This is a genomic window from Marinobacter maritimus, assembly GCF_007671675.1.
Classification (GTDB): Bacteria; Pseudomonadota; Gammaproteobacteria; order Pseudomonadales; family Oleiphilaceae; genus Marinobacter; species Marinobacter maritimus.
Map to the genome: position 1 here is coordinate 644,087 of NZ_VCGW01000002.1, position 21,062 is coordinate 665,148.

The 21,062-nt window shown below is 54.9% G+C and carries 17 protein-coding genes; 8 read left to right on the forward strand and 9 right to left on the reverse strand.

The features are described from left to right. From infB to pnp, 5 genes are all read left to right on the forward strand, one after another. Positions 1-2,562, forward strand: a complete 2,562-nt coding sequence (gene infB, locus FFI90_RS10070; protein ID WP_144777883.1) for a translation initiation factor IF-2 — start codon at positions 1-3, stop codon at positions 2,560-2,562. Further along, complete coding sequence (gene rbfA / locus FFI90_RS10075) at positions 2,562-3,008, forward strand: 30S ribosome-binding factor RbfA (protein ID WP_144777884.1); 447 nt, start codon at positions 2,562-2,564, stop codon at positions 3,006-3,008. The genes infB and rbfA overlap by 1 nt, the downstream gene beginning before the upstream one ends. Further along, positions 3,005-3,934 carry a tRNA pseudouridine(55) synthase TruB gene (gene truB, locus FFI90_RS10080; RefSeq protein ID WP_144777885.1) on the forward strand — a complete coding sequence of 310 codons (930 nt, stop codon included), beginning with the start codon at positions 3,005-3,007 and terminating at the stop codon, positions 3,932-3,934. The genes rbfA and truB overlap by 4 nt, the downstream gene beginning before the upstream one ends. A gap of 77 nt (positions 3,935-4,011) precedes the next feature. Then, positions 4,012-4,281, forward strand: a complete 270-nt coding sequence (rpsO, locus tag FFI90_RS10085; RefSeq protein ID WP_144777886.1) for a 30S ribosomal protein S15 — start codon at positions 4,012-4,014, stop codon at positions 4,279-4,281. Between the two features lie 305 nt (positions 4,282-4,586). After that, positions 4,587-6,701, forward strand: coding sequence for a polyribonucleotide nucleotidyltransferase (pnp, locus tag FFI90_RS10090; protein WP_246123530.1), 2,115 nt, complete (start codon positions 4,587-4,589; stop codon positions 6,699-6,701). Positions 6,702-6,898: 197 nt separating this feature from the next. On the opposite strand, the gene FFI90_RS10095 is transcribed toward pnp, so the two are convergent. The 8 genes from FFI90_RS10095 to FFI90_RS10130 form a co-directional block, all read right to left on the reverse strand. Beyond that, positions 6,899-7,777 carry an alpha/beta hydrolase gene (locus FFI90_RS10095; RefSeq protein WP_144777888.1) on the reverse strand — a complete coding sequence of 293 codons (879 nt, stop codon included), beginning with the start codon at positions 7,775-7,777 and terminating at the stop codon, positions 6,899-6,901. Then, on the reverse strand, positions 7,747-9,612 hold the full coding sequence (locus FFI90_RS10100; RefSeq protein ID WP_144777889.1) for an Lnb N-terminal periplasmic domain-containing protein: 1,866 nt from the start codon (positions 9,610-9,612) through the stop codon (positions 7,747-7,749). Before FFI90_RS10100 ends, FFI90_RS10095 begins: the two co-directional genes overlap by 31 nt. Before the next feature lie 84 nt (positions 9,613-9,696). Next, entirely contained in the window at positions 9,697-10,161 is a 465-nt protein-coding gene (locus tag FFI90_RS10105) for a DUF3015 domain-containing protein (RefSeq protein WP_144777890.1), read from the reverse strand. Between the two features lie 273 nt (positions 10,162-10,434). Next, entirely contained in the window at positions 10,435-11,136 is a 702-nt protein-coding gene (locus tag FFI90_RS10110; protein WP_144778317.1) for an ABC transporter ATP-binding protein, read from the reverse strand. A gap of 8 nt (positions 11,137-11,144) precedes the next feature. Beyond that, positions 11,145-11,900, reverse strand: coding sequence for a high-affinity branched-chain amino acid ABC transporter ATP-binding protein LivG (gene livG, locus FFI90_RS10115; RefSeq protein WP_144777891.1), 756 nt, complete (start codon positions 11,898-11,900; stop codon positions 11,145-11,147). Between the two features lie 6 nt (positions 11,901-11,906). Continuing rightward, positions 11,907-13,178: a high-affinity branched-chain amino acid ABC transporter permease LivM gene (locus FFI90_RS10120; protein ID WP_144777892.1), complete on the reverse strand. Its 1,272-nt coding sequence runs from the start codon at positions 13,176-13,178 to the stop codon at positions 11,907-11,909. Next, positions 13,178-14,101 carry a high-affinity branched-chain amino acid ABC transporter permease LivH gene (livH, locus tag FFI90_RS10125; RefSeq protein WP_144777893.1) on the reverse strand — a complete coding sequence of 308 codons (924 nt, stop codon included), beginning with the start codon at positions 14,099-14,101 and terminating at the stop codon, positions 13,178-13,180. Before livH ends, FFI90_RS10120 begins: the two co-directional genes overlap by 1 nt. 161 nt (positions 14,102-14,262) lie before the next feature. Further along, a complete protein-coding gene (locus FFI90_RS10130; RefSeq protein WP_144777894.1) occupies positions 14,263-15,375 on the reverse strand; it encodes a branched-chain amino acid ABC transporter substrate-binding protein in 1,113 nt (370 codons plus the stop codon). A 333-nt stretch (positions 15,376-15,708) separates the two neighbouring features. Between FFI90_RS10130 and FFI90_RS10135 the strand changes: the two genes are divergently transcribed. Beyond that, positions 15,709-16,203: a MarR family winged helix-turn-helix transcriptional regulator gene (locus FFI90_RS10135; RefSeq protein WP_144777895.1), complete on the forward strand. Its 495-nt coding sequence runs from the start codon at positions 15,709-15,711 to the stop codon at positions 16,201-16,203. A 19-nt stretch (positions 16,204-16,222) separates the two neighbouring features. On the opposite strand, the gene lon is transcribed toward FFI90_RS10135, so the two are convergent. Next, positions 16,223-18,673, reverse strand: a complete 2,451-nt coding sequence (gene lon, locus FFI90_RS10140) for an endopeptidase La (protein ID WP_144777896.1) — start codon at positions 18,671-18,673, stop codon at positions 16,223-16,225. A gap of 165 nt (positions 18,674-18,838) precedes the next feature. Between lon and trxA the strand changes: the two genes are divergently transcribed. Beyond that, positions 18,839-19,702 (forward strand): thioredoxin, encoded by an 864-nt coding sequence (gene trxA / locus FFI90_RS10145; protein WP_144777897.1) that lies wholly within the window; start codon positions 18,839-18,841, stop codon positions 19,700-19,702. Positions 19,703-19,865: 163 nt separating this feature from the next. After that, positions 19,866-21,023, forward strand: coding sequence for a helix-turn-helix transcriptional regulator (locus tag FFI90_RS10150; protein ID WP_144777898.1), 1,158 nt, complete (start codon positions 19,866-19,868; stop codon positions 21,021-21,023). Positions 21,024-21,062: the final 39 nt, after the last annotated feature.

A 21,062-nucleotide genomic window follows, 5' to 3' on the forward strand; every position in this document is an offset into this window, starting at 1 on the left:
ATGGCTGAAGTAACGGTAAAACAACTGGCCGATGATGTAGGCGCTCCCGTGGATCGTTTGCTGAAGCAGATCGTGGAAGCCGGCCTTAAAGCCCGCTCAGAAAGCGACGCTGTATCCAGCGATGAGAAGCAGCAGTTGCTGGCCTATCTGAGAAAGACCCACGGTGAAGCAGGCGCTGAGCCGAACAAGATTACTTTGAAGCGTAAGACGACAACCACGCTCAAGGCTGGCAAGGCCAAGACCGTCAATGTTGAAGTGCGCAAGCGGCGCACGTATATAAAGCGTGCGGAGCTTGCGCCTGAGGCGGAAGAAGAGACGCCGGAAGCACAGCAAGAAGAGCAGAAGGTTGAACAGCCGCAGGCAGAGCCGACTGTAAATGTAGCGGCTGATCAGGCGCCTCAGGCCGGAACAGAAGCTCCAGTAGACGCTGAGAAAGCAGAAGCGCCAGTGGCTGAAGACAAGGCAGCGGCCGAGAAGGTTGAGCCGAAGAAAGCAGAAGAACCAGAGCCTGTTCCCGCTCCGGAAGATATGCCGATACCGCCACCAGCTGATGGCGAAGGCAAGGATCGGAAGCCGAAGAAAAAGAAAGAAAAAGTTCGTGAGCGTGGCGACGAAACCGAAGAAGGCAAGCCCAAGAAGAAGCAGGCTGGTCATCGTGGTCCACGTAACCGCCCTGCGGACGCGCCCGTGGTGATTTCTGACGATGATGATGACACCACATTGCGCAAACCACTGCGTGCGAAAAAGAAACCCAAAGAGAAGCGTCATGGCTTCGAGAGGCCGACCAAACCAATGGTCAGAGAAGTAGAAGTTCCAGAAATTATTACCGTTGGCGATCTAGCCCAGCGGATGGCCGTCAAATCCGGTGATGTCATCAAGACATTGATGGGCATGGGCGTGATGGCAACCATTAATCAGCCGCTGGATCAGGCGACGTCGACTCTGGTCGTTGAAGAGCTGGGCCACAAGGCCAAGCCCATCAGTGACGATGCTTTCGAAGAGGGTGTGCTCAGCGAGTTCAGCGTTGAAGGTAAGGAAAAGGCCAAGCGCGCTCCTGTTGTGAGTGTGATGGGCCACGTTGACCACGGTAAGACATCACTGCTGGATTACATCCGGCGCACCAAGGTTGCCTCCGGTGAATCCGGTGGTATTACCCAGCACATTGGCGCGTACCATGTTGAAACGGATCACGGCATGATCTCGTTTCTTGATACGCCGGGCCACGCGGCGTTCACCGCGATGCGTGCCCGTGGTGCGCAGTGCACGGATATCGTTATCCTGGTAGTGGCGTCAGATGACGGCGTAATGCCGCAAACCAAGGAAGCGGTTCAGCACGCACGCTCGGCTGGTGTGCCTATCGTTGTCGCCATCACCAAGATGGACAAGGAACAAGCCGATCCCGATCGTGTGAAGAACGAGTTAGCAGCGATTGACGTTATTCCTGAAGACTGGGGTGGCGATGTCCAGTTTGTGCCAATCTCCGCTCACTCAGGTGATGGCGTCGATAACTTGCTGGAAGCCGTATTGCTGCAGGCCGAGATCCTTGAGCTGCAGGCTTCTCCCGATGCGCCAGCACAAGGCGTTGTGGTTGAGTCCAGCCTTGAGCGTGGCCGCGGTTCTGTTGCCACCGTATTGGTTCAGAACGGGACACTGCGCCAGGGCGATATGGTTGTTGCGGGATCCTACTTCGGTAAGGTTCGTGCAATGACGGATGAAGCTGGCAAACAGGTGAAAGAAGCCGGTCCGTCGATTCCGGTCGAGATTCTGGGCCTCAACGGCACGCCAAACGCCGGTGACGAGTTCTTTGCCGTAGCTGATGAGCGCAAGGCCAAAGAACTGGCCGAATTCCGCCATATTCGTGAGCGCGAGCAGCGTTTGCAGCGAGCGCAAGCGGCCAAGCTTGAGAACCTGTTCGAGAACATGGGCAAAGATGAGGTCAAAACCCTCAACGTTGTTCTCAAAACGGATGTTCGTGGCTCTCTGGAAGCGATCACCAAGTCGCTGCAAGACCTGGGTAACGACGAAGTTCAAGTGAAAATCGTATCGTCTGGCGTCGGCGGTATTGCCGAAACGGATGTAAGCCTTGCAATGGCCACCAGCGCCGTTATTTTCGGCTTCAACGTGCGTGCGGATACAGCCTCCAAGCGTCTTGTGGAGCAGGAAGGTCTGGATCTGCGTTACTACAGCATTATCTATAACCTGCTGGACGATGTGAAAGCCGCGTTGACGGGCATGCTGGCGCCGGAGTTCCGCGAGGACATCATAGGTATTGCCGACGTTCGCGACGTGTTCCGTTCACCGAAGTTCGGTCAGGTTGCTGGCTGTATGGTGACCGAGGGCAACGTATACCGGAACAAGCCGATCCGTGTACTGCGCGACAACGTGGTTATCTTTGAAGGCGAGCTGGAATCCCTGCGCCGCTTCAAGGATGACGTACCTGAAGTTCGCAACGGCATGGAATGTGGTATCGGTGTTAAAGGTTACGACGTGAAGGTCGGTGACCAGATCGAAGTCTTCGACCGTATCAGAGTCGAGCGTAAACTCGAATCTACGGGGGCCTGATGCCTAGAGAGTTCAGTCGTATTGATCGCATTGGCGATCAGATGCAGCGTGAGCTTGCTCAGCTGATTCAGCGGGAGGTCAAGGATCCGCGGTTGGGCATGGTGACGGTGAACGCAGTCAAGGTCAGTCGTGACCTTGGCTACGCCGATATCTATGTCTCGCTGTTGACCACCGAAGAGCTCACTGCTGAGTCTCCCGAGGTCAAGGATTCGATTTCGGTACTGAATCGGGCGGCTGGGTTCCTTCGCGGCCAAGTCGGAAGAGCCATGAAATTGCGAGTGATACCGCAACTTCGATTTCATTTTGACGCGCTTCAGGGTTACAGCCGCCGAATGGACAGTCTGATCCGGGAAGCGGTTGGTGATAAATCAGCCGTTGAGCGGAACGACGACAGTCAGGGTGAAAACCAGAGCGACAATCAAAGTAATCCGGAGTCAAACCCTTGAGTCGCAGACGTAAGGGCCGTGATGTCAGTGGTATTCTGGTAATTGACAAACCGCTTGGCATCACCTCAAATGGCATCCTGCAAGAGGTTAAACGCCTGTATGGTGCCGCCAAGGCTGGCCATACCGGTGCACTGGATCCTCTGGCAACAGGGGTCCTGCCCCTTTGCTTTGGCGAGGCGACAAAGTTTTCGCAGATGATGCTGGACAGCGACAAGGCCTACATCGCTACCGCGCGGCTTGGCGAGCGCACCGAAACAGGTGACAGCGAGGGGGCGGTGGTTGCCACAAAGCCGGTACCAGAAGACTTGTCGCCGGAGGTGCTAGAGCCGGTGCTTGAGCAATTTCGTGGCAATATTCAGCAAGTCCCCTCTATGTATTCCGCGCTCAAGCACAACGGACGTCCGCTTTACGAATACGCCCGTGAGGGTATTGAAATAGAGCGTCCGGCGCGCCCGGTAACCATTTACGAGCTCCGCCTTCTGGATGTGCGCGAGAACGAAATGGATATCGCGGTGAAATGCACCAAAGGTACGTATATTCGCTCACTCGTTGAAGATATCGGCGAGGTTCTGGGTTGCGGCGCGCATGTAATTGCTCTCAGGCGTACGTTGGCGGCCGGGTTCACTCTTGCTGACGTCCATGCAGTGCCTGATCTCGAGGCAATGCGCGAGCGTAGTGAGAGCCTGGATGGCCTGCTTGTTGCCCCTGATGCGGCGCTCTCCATGTTCCCGGAGCACCGCCTGTCGGGGCAGCCTTTGGTGTCGATATTGAACGGACAACCGGTTAGAATACCGGGCCGGGCTTACGACGGCTTCGTGCGCATTTATGGCAACGAAGGCTTTGTAGGGCTGGCAGAAGCATTGCCGGAAGGCGAGGAAACCGAACTGGTACCCCGTCGGCTGGTAAGTAGCAGCGGCAAACGATAGTTTGACCGCTGTTTAGCCGGGCTGTAGAGATGCGCGGTTCGGCCGGATTTGACAGCATCGCAACCATGAGGTGAGTTATGGCACTTTCTGCCAATGAAAAAGCACAGATCGTTAATGATTATCAGCAAGCTGATGGCGATACAGGTTCCCCGGAAGTGCAGGTTGCACTGCTGAGCGCCAACATCAACAAGCTGCAGGACCACTTCAAGATCAACAAGCAGGATCACCATTCCCGCCGTGGTCTGATCCGGATGGTAAACCAGCGTCGTAAGCTGCTGGACTACCTCCGTCGGAAGAATGCTGACCGTTACCTGGAGCTGATCAAGCGCCTGGGACTGCGTCGCTAAATCCGGTCTTACGACCTGAAGGCCGCCCCGGTTTTTTCCGGTGTGGCCACCAGCCGGCGGGCTCCTCAGGGGCCTGCCGGTTGTGCTTTACATCACCGCATTGAATTTTCAGTGAATCTGGGATTTCCTGTCGTATTGGAAAGCTGAAATTGATAGCAGGTTGTTGAAAGCCCGGGCGGTGCGCAGATAAGGCGTACCAATTGCCTGGCCGGGGTTTTGCAACAGCCTGTTAGCTTTCAGGCAGAGTACTTTCAGAGACACGCTTCAATCATTCTGAACAGATAACGCAGGAGTTCGTTGTGGATCTGCAACCGCGTAAAAAATCATTTGAACTGGGTGGCGAAACTGTCACTCTGGAAACGGGCCGTATTGCCCGTCAGGCTACAGGTTCCGTTCTTGTCACCGTGGGTGATATTTCGGTTCTGGGTACTGTCGTTGGTGCCAAAGATGCCAAGCCGGGTCAGCCGTTCTTCCCGCTGACTGTAAACTACTTCGAAAAAACCTACGCCGTGGGCAAAATCCCCGGTGGTTTCTTCAAACGTGAAGGCCGTCCTTCCGAGAAAGAAACCCTGACATCCCGTTTGATCGACCGTCCGATTCGTCCGCTGTTTCCGAACGGCTATATGAACGAGACGCAGGTTATCTGCACGGTTATGTCATCCAGCAAACAGCAGGATCCGGATATCGCCGCCATGCTGGCTGCGTCGGCCGCCCTGGCAATCTCCGGCATTCCTTTCGCTGGCCCCATCGGTGCCAGCCGTGTTGGTTACACCAACGAGAGGGGTTACTTTCTGAACCCGAGTTTTGAAGACCTGAAGACTTCCCTGCTGGACATGGTAGTTGCGGGTACTGAAGACGCGGTTCTGATGGTTGAATCCGAAGCCAAAGGCCTGAGCGAAGATCAGATGCTCGGTGGTGTTCTGTTCGCCCATCAGGAAATGCAGACGGCTGTTGCCGCTATCAAAGAGTTTGCTGCTGAAAATGGCAAGCCCCGTTGGGATTGGCAGCCAGCTGCTGAAAACACCGAACTGTTGGACACGATCAAGTCTGAGTTTGCCGGTGCTATCGAAGAAGCCTATGGCATTCACGACAAGATGGCCCGCTACGCGCGTCTTGGCGAGATCAAAACGGCGGCCGTTGAGAAGCTGGCTGGCGAAGAGGAAGGCCAGCCTTCCGCAGATGAAGTCAAAAAGAATTTCGGAAAGGTCGAGAAAACCGTTGTTCGCCAGCAGGTAATCGATGGCAAGCCGCGTATCGATGGCCGTGATAACAAAACGGTTCGCCCGATCGAAATCGAAGTGGGCATTCTGCCAAGCGTTCACGGTTCTGCGCTGTTTACCCGTGGTGAAACCCAGGCCATCGTCACGACGACTCTTGGCACTTCCCGCGACGTGCAGACAATCGACGCACTCGAAGGCGAACGCAAGGATCCGTTCCTGTTCCATTACAACTTCCCTCCGTACTCGGTAGGCGAAGCTGGTCGTGTTGGTACCCCTGGCCGTCGTGAAGTTGGCCACGGTCGTCTGGCCAAACGCGGTGTGATGGCGGTTATGCCGACTCTGGAAGAGTTCCCGTATGCCATTCGCTCGGTCTCCGAGATTACGGAATCCAACGGATCCAGCTCTATGGCGTCTGTTTGTGGTTCAAGTCTGGCGCTAATGGATGCTGGTGTGCCACTGAAAGCGGCAGTAGCGGGTATTGCCATGGGTCTGGTCAAGGAAGGCGACAAGTTTGCCATTCTGACTGACATTCTGGGTGACGAAGATCACCTGGGTGATATGGACTTCAAGGTTGCCGGTACCAAAGACGGCATTACTGCTCTGCAGATGGACATCAAGATCCAGGGTATTACTGACGAGATCATGGAACTTGCTCTTGAGCAGGCCCATGCGGCGCGTCAGCACATTCTGGTTGAGATGAACAAGGTTATCTCCGAGTCGCGTACCGAGCTTTCTCCGCGCGCTCCGAGCATCACGACTATCAAGATCAATCCTGAGAAAATCCGTGACGTTATCGGTAAGGGCGGTTCCATGATCCGTTCTATCTGTGATGAGACCGGTGCTTCCATTGATCTGGATGACGACGGTAACGTGAAGATCTACGCAGATAACATGGAAGCGGCCCAGGCGGCGGTTAACCGGGTTAAGGAAATTACTGCTGAGATTGAGGTTGGTGCTATCTACAAGGGTCGCGTTGAGCGCATTGTAGACTTTGGTGCCTTTGTTAACATCCTGCCTGGCAAGGATGGTCTGGTGCACATTTCCCAGATCTCTGACCGCCGGATCGAGAACGTGACTGACGAGCTTAGCGAAGGTCAGGAGGTTCTGGTCAAGGTTCTGGATGTGGACAACCGTGGTCGTGTGAAGCTGTCCATGAAGGAAGTGAAAGAAGGCGAGCAGCCGACGGACTTCTCTGACTGATAGCTAGCAGCTACTAAAAACCCGCCTTTCCTCTGGATTGGCGGGTTTTTTGTTTTCCGGACTTAAACTCGGAGATGGCAGGCATTGGTGAGGGCTTTTCAAAACACGCTGTGAATACTTCCCTGTACGCTTGTCTACGCCATCCATGGCTCCGCACAGTTTTGAAAAGCCCTCACCAATGCCTGCGACCTGCGAAATCAGTCATCCCTTAGAAATTCCAGTACCGAATTCTTGTAAGCAGGAATGATGAACGTTGCCCCATGGGGTGTATCTGTCTGCAGGAACTGCTTAGGTTCACTGGCGGCCTCATAAAGCGACTGGCCGTGATGGAAGGGGATGATGCCGTCGCGGACGCTGTGAATGACCATAACGGGCACAGGGCTGATGTTTGCTATCTGGTCCACGCCCTCGTATTCATTTGGAATTGTCCAGCTCAGGGGAATCTGGAGCGGCCAGGTTAGCCAGAACTCTGAGAGCTTTTCTTTCGCTATGCCGCGGAAGCCGGAGAAGGTTCCGTCGAGGACGACCCCGTTTATCTCCGGGGTTTCGTTTCTTTGTACCCATTCGCTGGCGAGAGTCAGCCCCAGGGCGCCACCCAGGCTTTGGCCAAGGAGAAAGATGGGGGCGTTTTGGACGTCAGGTTTGTTTACCAGCCAGCGCAGACCGGTTTCGGAGTCGTGGAGGGCGCCTTCTATGTCGGGTGCGCCGGTGGATTTGCCGTAGCCCCGGTAGTCGATGGTGAAGACGTTATAGCCTTCTGCGGGCAGCCAGGCGATGTTGAGCAGATGGCTGCTGATGTTCTGGGCATTGCCATGCAGAAAGTAAACAGTTCCTTTAGGTCGGCTTTGCGCGGGTAGCCACCAACCGTGAAGAGTTTCGCCGTCGGACGTGTCGAGGTATACATTTTCGAAGGACAGGTTGAGCCTGTCCGGCGTTATGTAGGTCGTTTTATCCGGGAAGAAGAACAGGCTGCTGCAGCCGCTTTGTAATAGCGCAGCGGCTGAGACGAGCAGGACCAGCAAGGGGGTTTTCAGGCTGGTGGTTTTCAGAAGTAAGCGTGTAGTCCGGCTTGCCATGTGCTCTGGTACCTGTCGTAGTGATCTTCCCGGGTGAATTCGGCGAACAGGCTGAATTCACGGCCGATGTGCCAGTTGCCTTTGGCGTATACCTGATCTTGCCGGTGTTGGCTGCTGACAATCCAGGCTTTGGTTTTGGCGCCGGCCGTCAGGCTGAAGCGGTTGTTCTGGTGCAGTAGGCCAATGTCGGCACCGGGCGCAGCGTCATAGCCACGGCGCAGGTCGTCATCTATTTCCAGATCAGCCGTCGCAATGGCAAATGCCTGAGTTTGTTGGCCGAGACTCCAGCTGCCACCCGCGCCACCTTCCAGATAGGGCGCCAGAACTCTTTTGTCGCCGGTGTCGGTGCGGCGGCCACCAAAGCCCACCTGCCACGACAACGGCGAAAAGAATGCGTTTCGGGGGCTCAGGGAGCGGATTTCCACACCCGTGAGCTGTTCCAGTTGCAGTTCGTCGTTGTCGGTGTAATAGCGAGCGTCTACGCGTAAAAACTGTAGCTGGGCGCCGCTTCGGTAACCGGCAGGCGGGTCGAGGATATCGTGATAAGCCGGTCGGAACGTGAGCTGGGTAAACTCACGATGGGCCAGTTGTCCGGCGCCCAAGCTGATACGGAACGTATCGTGGCCCTGGTCGTCACGTACCTCCGGCTCAGGCGGTTCCTCACGTGGCGCAACACCGTCGATTTTACTGCGCTCACGCAGCAGATTGTGAGAGAGGGGGGCGGCCATTTCTCTTGGCCAGCTGTCTGCCTCGCTTTGGTAGCGCACGTAGTCGTAGGTGGCGTCGAGCACATGCGCGCGCTCCTGTGGGGAGAGCGCAAGCACTTCATCACTGTCTGGCTTTACGTAGCCATTGGCTATGGCCGCCGCAAGGGTCTGATGCGAGCTGGATAGCGTTGAAAGGTTATGCGCAACCGAGGTGGCCGCTGAAGGTCGATAATGCACTTTACTGACCAGATCCTTGTCGATGACCCAGCGCACTGTGTCGGATGGTATGGCGTGGGTGCTGACTTCATCCAGCAGATTGGTTCCAGGGCGCGCGATGTCGATAAGGGCGAGCAGGCGATAGGCGCAGTTTTCGTCAAAAAAATAGTAATCAAAATTACGGTCGCGGATCTCCCAGGCGTGGGCCAGCATAAAATCCACTTCCTGCTGATCGAGATTCAGCGTGTATTCCCACAGATCCCGGTGCTCAATGTCTGAGTAGAGCCTGATTTTTTCGTAGTAGGGCTGCACGGTTGTAATGCCCGGGTAACCGCCGAAAATTCCCCGGTAGGCGAAAAGCAGCTCGCTGTCGTGGGCGGCGGCATCGGCGGCGTAGGAAATCGTATTGGCAAGCAGCAGGTTTGTTTGCTCGTCTTCTTGCGGTGGGTCCAGCCTCAGGAAAGTGTGGCCGAACATCGATGAGGGGCTGTTCAGGTAGGAGGCGGCAAAAACCAAAGTAACGCTTTCGGTATTCAGCGTTTCCGTCCATTCCTGGTAACCGGGGCAGTCTGCTGTATTTGCTGGGAGATCAAGGCGTTCGCGAAGCCAGGCGTCCCTTGCGGGGAATCGGCATCTGGCGTGTTCGTTTCCGTTTCCCGGCTGCTGGATCGCGTCCAGTGTTGCTTCGAGTTCTGCTTTCGGCGAGGTCTTGCCGCTCTCGCTAAGAAAAAACGCAGGATCATCGGCCTGGCTGGTATAGCCACCGCCAAGTCGCGAAGGCTGGTAGTGAATGAGCGTGAGCCACGCAGGGTCCAGGTGTAAAGGTTTGTCTGCCGTCTGTACCTGAGCCTGCAGCGGTAAGCTGATGATGAGCCAAAGCACAGCTGGCCCAATGCGAAGCGTGTTGCTCATGGGTAAATGCGATTTCCGGTCGAAGGTGATAAAACGGGGAAAGCGCGCCATCCTTGGCGCTCGGGCATCCCTGCAGTTCAGCTATCAGGCCGCTACGTATTTGCTCAGCGACTCATTCTTTTCCAGCAGGGCGACAATGGCGTCCACTGCTTCACCGGAGGTCGTTTCGGAGCTTGGGAAAATAGCAGCGAAGTTATCCTGCAGGACGTCGCGGAAAGCGCCGCGATCTGCTTCTTCAACGCCCAGAAGAACTGCCAGAGTTTCCAGGTTCTCACCGTTGCCACGAGACATGTCGCGAGCTACTTTATCGATGTTGCTGTCCATGTACATGGCCATTGACTGAACAGACTCGTTGGTCTGGCAGCCCAGGGTGCCCGAGGTCATACCGAATGTCTGGTTGCCGAAGGTACCGTTGGTTGTTGCAGCCAGTACGTGGGGAGCAACACCGGATTGTCCTTTCCAGATCATGGCGCCAACGCCGCAGCCCGGTTGAGCAAAAGCCATGGAAGAAGCACCCAGAAGAATTGCACCTGCGATCAGTTTTTTCATTTTCCACTCCTTTGAATATTTTTACAGTCGTCGCAAAATCCACACAGCCAACTGAATTGCGGGCTGTGTGGGAACGGCTCTGACAGATTTCTCGTGAAAAAAGCGCAAAGACCGTTGCCTTGAGTATAGTGCAGATTTGGAAGTGGCAAGTCTATAGTTCGGTGACCATTTGATTTTAAGAGATTATTTGGTCTGCTTAGCGGGCAGCAGTGTAAAGTTCAGGCATAAAAAAACCGGAGCAGGCTCCGGTTCAGTAGTATCGTGGGCGCTGTTTCAGCCACCCAGGTAGGCGTTCTGCACGTCCGGGTTCTCGAGCAGATTCTTGCCTGTATCGTGCAGGCGGATTTTTCCGGTTTCGAGCACATAACCACGATCGGCGAGATGCAGCGCCTGGTGCGCGTTTTGCTCCACCAGGAACACCGTGATGCCTTCTTCCCGAAGATGGCCAATGATCTCGAAGATCTGTTTGATCACCAGTGGTGCAAGGCCCAGTGATGGTTCATCCAGAATAATCATGTTGGGCCGGCTCATGAGTGCCCGCCCTATCGCCAACATCTGCTGCTCGCCTCCGGACATGGTGCCCGCGCGCTGATGTTCACGTTCTTTCAGGCGCGGGAACAATTCGTAAACGTGAGCCTGGCTTTTGCGAATTTCGGATTTGGTATTGAAGAAGCCGCCCATGTGCAGGTTTTCTTCAACCGTCAGGCCCGAAAATATGCGACGGCCTTCGGGCACTATCGCCAGTCCGGAGCGCATAATCTGCGAGGTAGGCTCATGGGTGATATCCCGGCCTTCCAGGACGACGCGCCCCGAACTGGCTTGTGGCATTCCGCATACGGTCATCAGCAGCGTCGTTTTTCCGGCGCCGTTGGCACCGATCAGCGAGACGATTTCACCCTTGTTTACTTCAACAGAGACCCCGTGGAGGGCCTCAATCTTGCCGTAATGGGTATGGACATCTTCTAGTACAAGCATGCTCATAGTCAGGCCTCGCCCAGGTAAGCTTTGATCACGTCGTCGTTCTGGCGGATTTCTTCCGGAGTACCGCTGGCCAGGGGGCGCCCCTGGTTGATGACGTTAATCCGGTCGGAAATATCCATTACCAGGCTCATGTCGTGCTCAATCAGCACCACGGAAACGTTGTAGTCCTCCTTCAGGCTCACGATGAGCTGATTGAGTTCTTTGGTTTCCGCCGGGTTAAGGCCTGCTGCCGGCTCGTCGAGCATCAGCAGTTTCGGCTCTGTGACCATGCAGCGCGCTATTTCAAGCCGTCGCTGCTGGCCGTAAGCAAGGTTGCCTGCGTCCCGGTTGGCGAGATCCAGTAGGCCGACACGTTCCAGCCAGTAAGCAGCGCGATCCAGCGCTTTCTGTTCCCGCTTCTTGTAGTCGGGCGTGCCCAAAAGCCCCGCCAGCATGTTGGTGTTGAGGTGTCGGTGTTGGGCGACCAGCAGGTTTTCCACGACGGACATCTGAGTGAACAGACGAACATGCTGAAAGGTTCTGACCATGCCCAGCCGGGAAATCTTGTAATCCGGCGTGCCCTGCACTTCCTTGCCTTCGAAAAGTATCTTTCCGCCGGAAGGCTTGTAAAAGCCGCTCATGCAGTTGAATACGGTGGTCTTCCCAGCGCCGTTGGGGCCGATAATGGAAACGATTTCCCGTTCCTGAACGTCCAGCGAAACGCCGTCTACTGCCAGCAGGCCGCCGAAGCGCATGGACAGATTCTGTACTTCAAGCATTGTCTGTCACTCCTGCTTGTTCAGTGTGATGTGGATGCGGCGCATAGGTAGCAGACCCTGTGGTCGCCAGACCATCATCAACACCATGGCAGCGCCAAAAATCAGCATGCGGTATTCGGAAAACTCTCGTGCCAGCTCGGGCAGGATGGTTACCGCGATAGCCGCCAATATAACGCCGAGCTGTGATCCCATGCCGCCCAGAACCACAATCGCAAGGATGATGGCGGACTCGAGGAACACAAAAGATTCCGGACTGATGAAGCCTTGCTTGGAGGCGAACACAGTGCCTGCAAAGCCCGCAAAGAACGCGCCGATGGTGAAAGCAGAGAGCTTGACGGCGGTGCGGCTGAGGCCGAGAGAGCGCGCAGCGATTTCATCTTCCCGCAAGGCTTCCCAGGCACGGCCTACCGGCATGCGCATAAAGCGGCGGATGATCAGGGCCGTGATAACAGCCAGTACCAATGCGATCAGGTACAGGAAGATGACCTTGTGCTCGCCGCTGTACGCAATGCCGAAGGTTTCGTGGAACGACGTGTTGCCTTCTTCCTTCACACGCCGGCCAAACTCCATGCCAAACAGCGTAGGTTCAGGAATACCGCCTATTCCGTTGGGGCCGCCGGTCAGAGTGGTCCAGTTGTTAAGCAGGATGCGGATGATTTCGCCAAAACCCAGGGTGACGATCGCCAGGTAATCTCCCCTGAGGCGCAAAACCGGGAAGCCCAGAATCATGCCTGTCAGCCCTGCGAGTAACGCACCAATGGGCAAAGCCATCCAGAACGAGATGCCTGTATATTGCGACAGCAGGGCGAAGGTGTAGGCGCCCACTGCATAGAAGGCAACATACCCAAGATCCAGCAGGCCAGCGAGACCGACGACCACGTTCAGCCCCAGAGCCAGCATGACGTAAATCAAAACCAGAGTGGCAAGATCCACCGAGCCTCGTGACACGACAAACGGCCAGAACAGTGCAAGCACTACGATACCGGTCAGTATCCAGGACTCCAGCTTTACCCGCTTGGATTGCTCCATGGGTTCTTTGTCTGCCAGCGGGTTGAAATTGGGCAACTTGCCCAGTAAGCCCATGATCGAGTCACGGTATGCCTGGAAAACAAACACGGCAACCGCCGCCAGAACAATGGCAACGTAGGTTGAGGTTTTGGCTCCCGTGAGGATGATGTTGATGCCTTTGGCTTCCAGGTTAAGCCCAAGGATAGGGATAGAGATTATTAGCGTGACAACTGCGCAAAACAGCGCATGTCTGAAGTTGTTAGCAGCCATCAGATCTTTTCAACCTCCGGTTTGCCGAGCAGGCCCGTAGGTTTGAACAGCAGAATAAGGATCAGCAAGCCGAACGAGACGACGTCTTTGTATTCGCCGCTGAGATATCCGGAGGTCATACTTTCAGCCACTCCAAGAATCAGACCGCCGAGCATGGCGCCGGGAATGCTGCCAATGCCGCCGAGCACGGCTGCGGTAAAGGCTTTGAGCCCCGCAATAAAGCCGAACAATGGGTCAATCGAGCCGTAGTACATGCCCAGAAGCAAGCCTGCAACCGCCGCCAGTGCTGCACCAATGATGAAGGTGGCCGAGATAATGCGGTTGGTGTCAATGCCCAGCAGGCTGGCCATGCCCAGATCCTGGGAAACTGCCCGGCAGGCGCGACCGGTACGGGAACGGGAAATGAACAGCGAGAGCGCGGTCATGCAAATCAGGGTGGTCACAAAGATAGTGATCTGCATATACGACAGCGACATCTGGAAATTCCCGTCAGAGCCAAAGTTGAACCCACCCTCAATAAGTGCGGGAAAACCGACGTTGCGGGAGCCTTGGGCAAGATGCACATAGTTCTGCAGGAAGATGGACATGCCGATCGCAGAGATCAGGGGAATCAGGCGGTGACGGCCACGCACGGGGCGATAGGCGACACGTTCCACGGCCCAACCCATGGAGCTGGAAACAAGCATCGCGCACAAAAGCGCAACGACAAGAATCAGAGGGAGCCAGGCAAGACCGAGAGCGGTCAGGCCGGTAATCGCAATCAGCGCCGTGTAAGCGCCGATCATATAGATTTCACCATGGGCAAAGTTGATCATGCCGATGATGCCGTAAACCATCGTGTAACCGATGGCGATCAGGGCATAGGCGCTCCCGATCGTTAGCCCGTTGATGAGCTGCTGGGAGAAATACAGGAGGTCTTGCATTGTTGTTTGACTCCGGAGGCCTGCTCCCTCCCCTGAAACACACCACACACGGGATAACCGGGCTGGCAATGGGACAGGATCAACAGGAGCCTAGAAAAACACCTTCTCCCGGATCGCGGTGAGAAGGTGTCCTCATGATTACCGTTTATTAACGATTGGGCTTAGTTTACCGGAGTTTTGCTGCCATCTGAATGCCATTCGTACACTACAAATTCAAATGACTTCATGTCGCCGGCTTTGTCGTATTGCACCGTGCCGATTGGTGTTTCAAAGCTGCCGCTGCGCAATGCGGCAGCAACATCGAATGGATCCGTGGATTCCGCAGCTTCGATACCGTCAGCAACCAGCTGCACAGCAGCGTAGGAGGTCAGAACGAACGGGCCTGAGGGGTCCTCACCCTTGGCTTCGAATGCTTGTACCAGGCTCTGGTTTTCAGCTTTTTCGTCGAAACTTGGTGGCAGTGTTACCAGAAGACCTTCAGCGGCTTCACCGGCAATTGTGTTGATATCTTTGTTACCAACGCCTTCCGGGCCCATGAACTTGGCGTCCAGGTTTGCTTGACGCGCCTGGCGCAGAATCAGTCCCAATTCAGGGTGATAGCCGCCAAAGTAAACGTAATCCACATCGGCTTGCTTGAGCTTGGTGACCAGGGAAGAGAAGTCTTTGTCGCCGGCAGTAACACCTTCGAACATGGCAATCTCGATGCCTTTGTCTTTCAGAGTGTCACGTACTGCCGTTGCAATACCTTCACCGTACTGTTGCTTATCGTGAATGACCGCAACACGCTTGGGGCTCTGGCTGGCGATGTAGTTGCCGGCAACCGGTCCCTGCATGCTGTCGAGCCCGATGGTGCGGAAGATCAGCTCATAGCCTCGCTCGGTGATCTCGGGGCTGGTTGAAGCGGGCGTGACCATCAGGATGCCTTCGTCCTCATAAATATCCGAGGCGGGCTGGGTCGAGCTGGAGCAAAGGTGGCCGATCACGTAACGGACGCCATCGTTGACCAGTCGGTTTGCGACAGTTACAGCCTGCTTGGGGTCACAAACGTCATCGTATTCTACAGCAACGAGCTTCTCGCCCATCACGCCACCATTGGCGTTGATCTGCTCAATGGCCATGCGAGCGCCGGAGAACTGCATGTCCCCGTACTGTGCAACGGGGCCGGTCATTGGGCCTGCGATGCCAATCTGAATGTCCGCGGCTGCGTGGCCGGCGCCCATGAGGGCAACGGAAGCACTAACGGCGGTTACGAGTTTTTTCAGTGAAGTTGTCATTGTGTCTGTCCTGTTAGGTTCAGGGTTATTCTTATGTTCTCAGAAAGCTAAACAAACACTACGTATCCAGCCTTGTCAAGCTAGCCTGAGCCTTCGTTGAATATTTAACATTTTCCGGCTCAAACTTCTTTTCTGTCAGGATGGACCGGGAACACCAGTGTGCGGAAGCTTTCGTGGACACGCAACTTTTCCAGATTGATATCGAACGAAGTATCGCCTTGGATTTACCTGAATGGGGTGGGAGAATCTGCTACTTGCATTCCAGGGTCCGAAAACCTCTAATAATTAGTGGTGTAAGTAAAGATCGGGAAGTTTCAGCGGAGCATTATTACAGTGAACAATCATGAGCATGTTCTGGTGGCACTCAGGCGTGTTATCCGGGCAACGGACCTTCACTCCAAGCGCCTTAGCAAAAATGCCGGACTCACCGGCCCGCAACTGTTAATCATGAGAACAATCCGGGATCTGGGAGAGGTGACTATAGGCACGATCGCCGATAAGGTCAGCCTCAGCCAGGCCACGGTTACGACCATCCTCGATCGCCTTGAGCACCGACAGCTGGTCTATCGTGTTCGCAGTACGCAGGACAAACGAAAGGTTCACGCGCATCTGACCGAGGGTGGGGCAGACATACTGTCTCGCGCACCGAATCCCCTGCAGGAGGATTTCATAAAGAAATTCCAGAGCCTTCATGAGTGGGAACAGAATATGATTCTGGCGTCCCTTCAGCGCGTGGCCAACATGATGGATGCAGACGACATTGATGCTTCGCCGGTTCTGGATGTAGGCCCGGTATTGAAGGACGATGGCTGGAAAGAAAAAGCCTGAGCCTTTTCTTCCCTCCGGTTCAGTGTACCGACGAGCCCGTTCTGGGCTTGTTGCCGAAGCACACCTGGAACACATCGTTGTAATGTCGGGCGAAGTTAACGGTCAAGCCTTCCGTGAGGTAGTCCGGCAGCTCCTCGTAATCTCCGCGGTTCGCTTCTGGCAGAATCAGATTGCTGATTTTCTGCCGGCGGGCAGCGATGACTTTCTCGCGTATGCCGCCCACAGGCAGAACCTGTCCGGTGAGCGTTAACTCACCAGTCATTGCGGTATTTTGCTGAGGCGCCTCACGCCGGGCGATAGAAAGCAGGGCAGTGGCCATGGTGACGCCTGCGCTGGGGCCGTCTTTGGGCGTAGCGCCCTCCGGTACATGGAGATGCACGAAGGACTTGTCGAAAAAGCCGGGGTCGCCTTTGAATCGTTTCAGGTTGGAGGAAACGTAGCTGTAAGCGATTTCTGCAGACTCTTTCATGACATCGCCAAGCTGGCCGGTCAGTTTGAATCCGCGCTGGCTGGTGTGAACCCGTGTGGCTTCCATGCTAAGCGTTGCACCGCCCATGGCGGTCCAGGCGAGCCCGGTAACCACTCCGACACCTTTGAGCGCTTTCTCTTTCCGGAACGTGGGTTGTCCGAGGTATTCCTGCAGATCGGATACACCTACTTTTATCGGCTCATCCGGTGCTTCCAGAAGTTTTACGATGCCCTTACGCATGACTTTGTGTAGCAGCTTTTCCAGGTTCCGGACACCGGCTTCGCGGGCATAGCCTTCTATAACCTGCCGCATGGCGGCGTCGGTAATGTTGAACTGTTTCTTCAGAAGCCCCGCCCGCTTAAGCAAACGCGGCAGGAGGTGATGCTTGGCGATGGCAAGCTTTTCCTCACCAATATAGCCAGACAGGCGGATAACATCCATGCGGTCCAGTAGCGGCCTGGGAATGGTGTCAAGCTGGTTGGCCGTGCAAATGAAGAGCACTTTGGACAGGTCCATACGGACATCCAGGTAGTGATCCAGAAACTCCTTGTTCTGTTCCGGATCCAGAGTTTCCAGAAGGGCAGAGGCCGGGTCGCCCTGATAGGACGCACCAATCTTGTCGATTTCATCAAGCATGATGACCGGATTGGCTACTTTGGTATCTTTCAGCGCTTGCACAAACTTGCCTGGCATGGCGCCAATATAGGTGCGCCTATGACCTTTGATTTCCGCCTCATCACGCATGCCGCCAACGCTGAACCGGAAAAATTTGCGGCCCAGCGCATCCGCCACTGAGTGGCCAATAGAGGTTTTGCCGACGCCCGGAGGACCAACTAACAGAAGGATTGAGCCGCTAACTTCGCCTTTGAATGACCCTTCTGCCAGGAACTCGATAATCCGGTCTTTCACATCGCCCAGGCCGTCGTGATCCCGGTCGAGGATACGGCGAGCCTCCGCCAGATCAAAGTGGTCTTCGGAATGCTGGCCCCAGGGCACCTGAGTCAGCCAGTCGAGATAGTTGCGGGTAACGCCATATTCCGGCGAGCCCTGCTCCAGAATGCGCAGTTTCTGCAACTCATCGTCGAAGCGCTCCTGCACCGCCTCGGGAGGGTTCAGCTCTGCCATTTGGTTTTCAAAGCGTTCGGCATCGGCCGTTTTATCGTCTTTCGACATACCCAGCTCACGCTGGATCACTTTCAGCTGCTCTTTCAGGAAGAAGTCGCGCTGGTGTTTTTGCACCTTTTCATTTACTTCTTCGCTGATTTCAGACTGTAAACGCGCCACTTCCAGCTCTTTGCGCATCAGCAGAAGCACTTTTTCCATGCGCGGAAGCAGGGGTACTGTGTCCAGAACGCTTTGCAACTCAGGGCCGGGCGCGCTGGTCATGGAGGCGCCAAAATCGGTCAGCGGAGAGCTGTCTTCCGGGCCAAAACGCGAGAGGTACTGTTTTACTTCCTCGCCATACAGAGGGTTGGTGCGAAGGAGCTCTTTGATCGCGCTGATGATGGCCAGAGTGTAGGCTTTGGTTTCATCTGCATCTTCCTCAGGCTCCTGCGGATACTCGACCTCTACCAGATACGGCGGCTTCCGGCGTAACCATTGCACAATCCGGAAGCGCTGCAGGCCTTGGGCAATAAACTGAACATTGCCGTCTTTATTCTGAGCATGATGAATGCGCACAGCGCAGCCAACGGTCGCCAGTTCGTTGCTCGCCGGCACGCTTTGGCCAGGCTGATGGTCATCGACAAAGCAGATCCCGAGCATTTTGTGGTCGGTTTCGCTTACGCGCTTGAGCGTCTCCTGCCAGGGGTTCTGATTGACCACAACCGGCTGTACCTGCGCCGGGAAAAACGGGCGATTTGATACGGGCAGTACATACATGCGCTTCGGCAACGATTGTTGAGGCAGGGCCAGCTCTTTGCTGTGTTCGTTTTTGCCAATGTATTCAGTGACGTCTTCCTCGAGTTCTTCCAGTGGGTCTTTGTCGCTGTCGTAGTTCATGCCGTATCTGCTTCCTGGTATGAGGAGTGGTTCATTACTAACTAGAGCCGAAAGCCGCATTTTCAAGCTTGGGTGTTGTAAATGCTCTGGAGTGAAGCTCTTGAATTATTACACCAGGCGCCCCATTAACGCCTTAAACCATAATGAACGTTTCAGGTGCCAGACATGAGCAGTTCTCCCCATATATTTGAAGCTACCATGGAAAATTTCCAACAGGACGTTATGGATGCCTCTGCTTCCACGCCCGTACTTGTGGATGTGTGGGCCGAATGGTGTGCACCCTGCAAACAGCTAATGCCACTGCTGGAAAAGCTGGCAAACGAATACGATGGCGCGTTCCGGCTGGCCAAGGTTAATGCGGATGAGCAGGAGCAGCTCACATCCAGCTTGGGTGTGCGTAGCCTGCCAACCATTATTCTGGTGAAGGATGGCCAGGCGGTTGACGGTTTTAACGGTGCCTTGCCAGAAAGTGAAATCCGCAAAGTGTTGGAAAAGCACATCGAGCTGCCTGATGAGGCGCCTTACGAGAAAGCCCATCGCATCTGGGAAGAGGGCGATATTGAAGGCGCCATGGAAATTCTTTCAGAAATGAACCGGGACGATCCAGAGAACCTCAAGGTGCTGATTGACCTTGCCCAACTGAAGGCTGAATCCGGTGATCTCGAAACCGCTGAACAGGTTCTGGAAAGTCTGCCGCCGGAGGAGAAGCTGCAACAGCAGGCAAAGCAGTTGGCGGCCAGAATAAAGTTCCTCAAGCAGTCGGCGGAGCTGCCACCTGTAAAGGATCTGGAAATGGCTCTGGAACAGGACCCGAAAGACCCGAATGCTTTGCACCTCCTGGCACTTCACAACGTGCTGGCGGAAAAGAATGCCGAAGCCATGGAGCTGCTGATCCGGCTTATGCAGGTTGACAGCAAATATAAAGATGAAGTGGCCAAAACCACACTGGTTGAGCTGTTTGAGAAGCTTGGAAATAACAACCCGGACGTGCGCACCTATCGGCGAAAGCTGTATACACTGATGCATTAATTCCACAAGCCGGAGCGAGGGCGATGCCATTGCGCATGGTTGGCGCTCCGGGCCAGAGATCTTCGATATATCTATTTTTGCTTCACATCGGTAGAGATTCTTTTATAGTTTGGCTTGTTGAAACAGGCAATGTGCTTCCATAAAAAAAAGAACGAGGGATTTCATGGAGTCTCAACCACTGGAGTCTCAACCACTTCATGGGGTATCGAATCCTCAAGAAGTTCTGCCTAACGAATCTGAGCTGATCCGGTGTCTTTACCAGTCGTTGCAGCATCAGGCTGGCTTCCACGATTTCCTGGTAATGCTGACCTCGGCCGTTAATGGCTGCGCTGCGCAACTCTCTTTCATCCGCAGGGCGCCGAGAACCATAGAACACATATGGCACGCAGGGCTCTCTGATGAGATGGTAGGCTGGTACCTGGACAACAACATGATTGAGCATGACGCGGTTACCAATCATGCCATCAACCAGCAGCCAGGTGTGTTCAACTCTGCCTTACCGTTAATTGCAAACGGCCCGCCTGGTGATGATTATGGTCGCTGGGAATCTGATCAGAGCATGCTTGATTCGGCATGGCTTGTGGTTGATTCGTCTGCCACACACATCATTCTGCTTACTGTGCAGCGAACCGTTGCTCAAGGTCGGTATTTCCCTGAGGAGCTTGGTGCCATGAACCGGCTGGTGCCGTTTGTGCGGCAAACTGTCAGTCTGGCGCAAACCTTTCATCAGCACCCGAGCACGCAGCAGTCGCTATCAGCAATAGCGGAGTTGATTCCCGAGGCGGCCTTTCTTCTGAATAACCGGGGTATGGTGGTGCTTGCGAACCAGCGCGGAAATCAGTTGCTGGAAGGTGAGCGCTGCCTGACTATGCGCTCCGAGCGTTTGTGTTTTCCGGCTGAAGTCACGCAGAAGATGTTTTTCCGTGCTATTACACGAGCCTCGGATGCCGCGATAACGGGCGCAGCGGCACGACCGGAAACACTGATTATCAATCGCGACGCCAGGTCACCGCTGGTAATGACTATCCGGCCTCTTGAGTACAACGAATTGCTCACAGGCGGAGTGCTAATAACGCTGATCGACTCGGATTCGAGAGTATTTCCCAGCGCTGCCGCGATAGCTGAGTGTTTTGTTCTGTCACCGGTAGAAGCGGAGGTGTGTGAGGATCTTGTTACGGGGCTCAGTCTCAAAGATATTGCCGAAAAACGGTGTAAAAGCGAGGCTACGATCCGAAGTTATCTTAAGCAGATATTCCATAAAACCGGGCAAACCCGGCAAGGCCAGCTAATCAGTACGATTCTTTCGGCGTTATTGCGATAATTGCGATAAGGCGCGCAATGAAAGACGCGCCCTATCGTC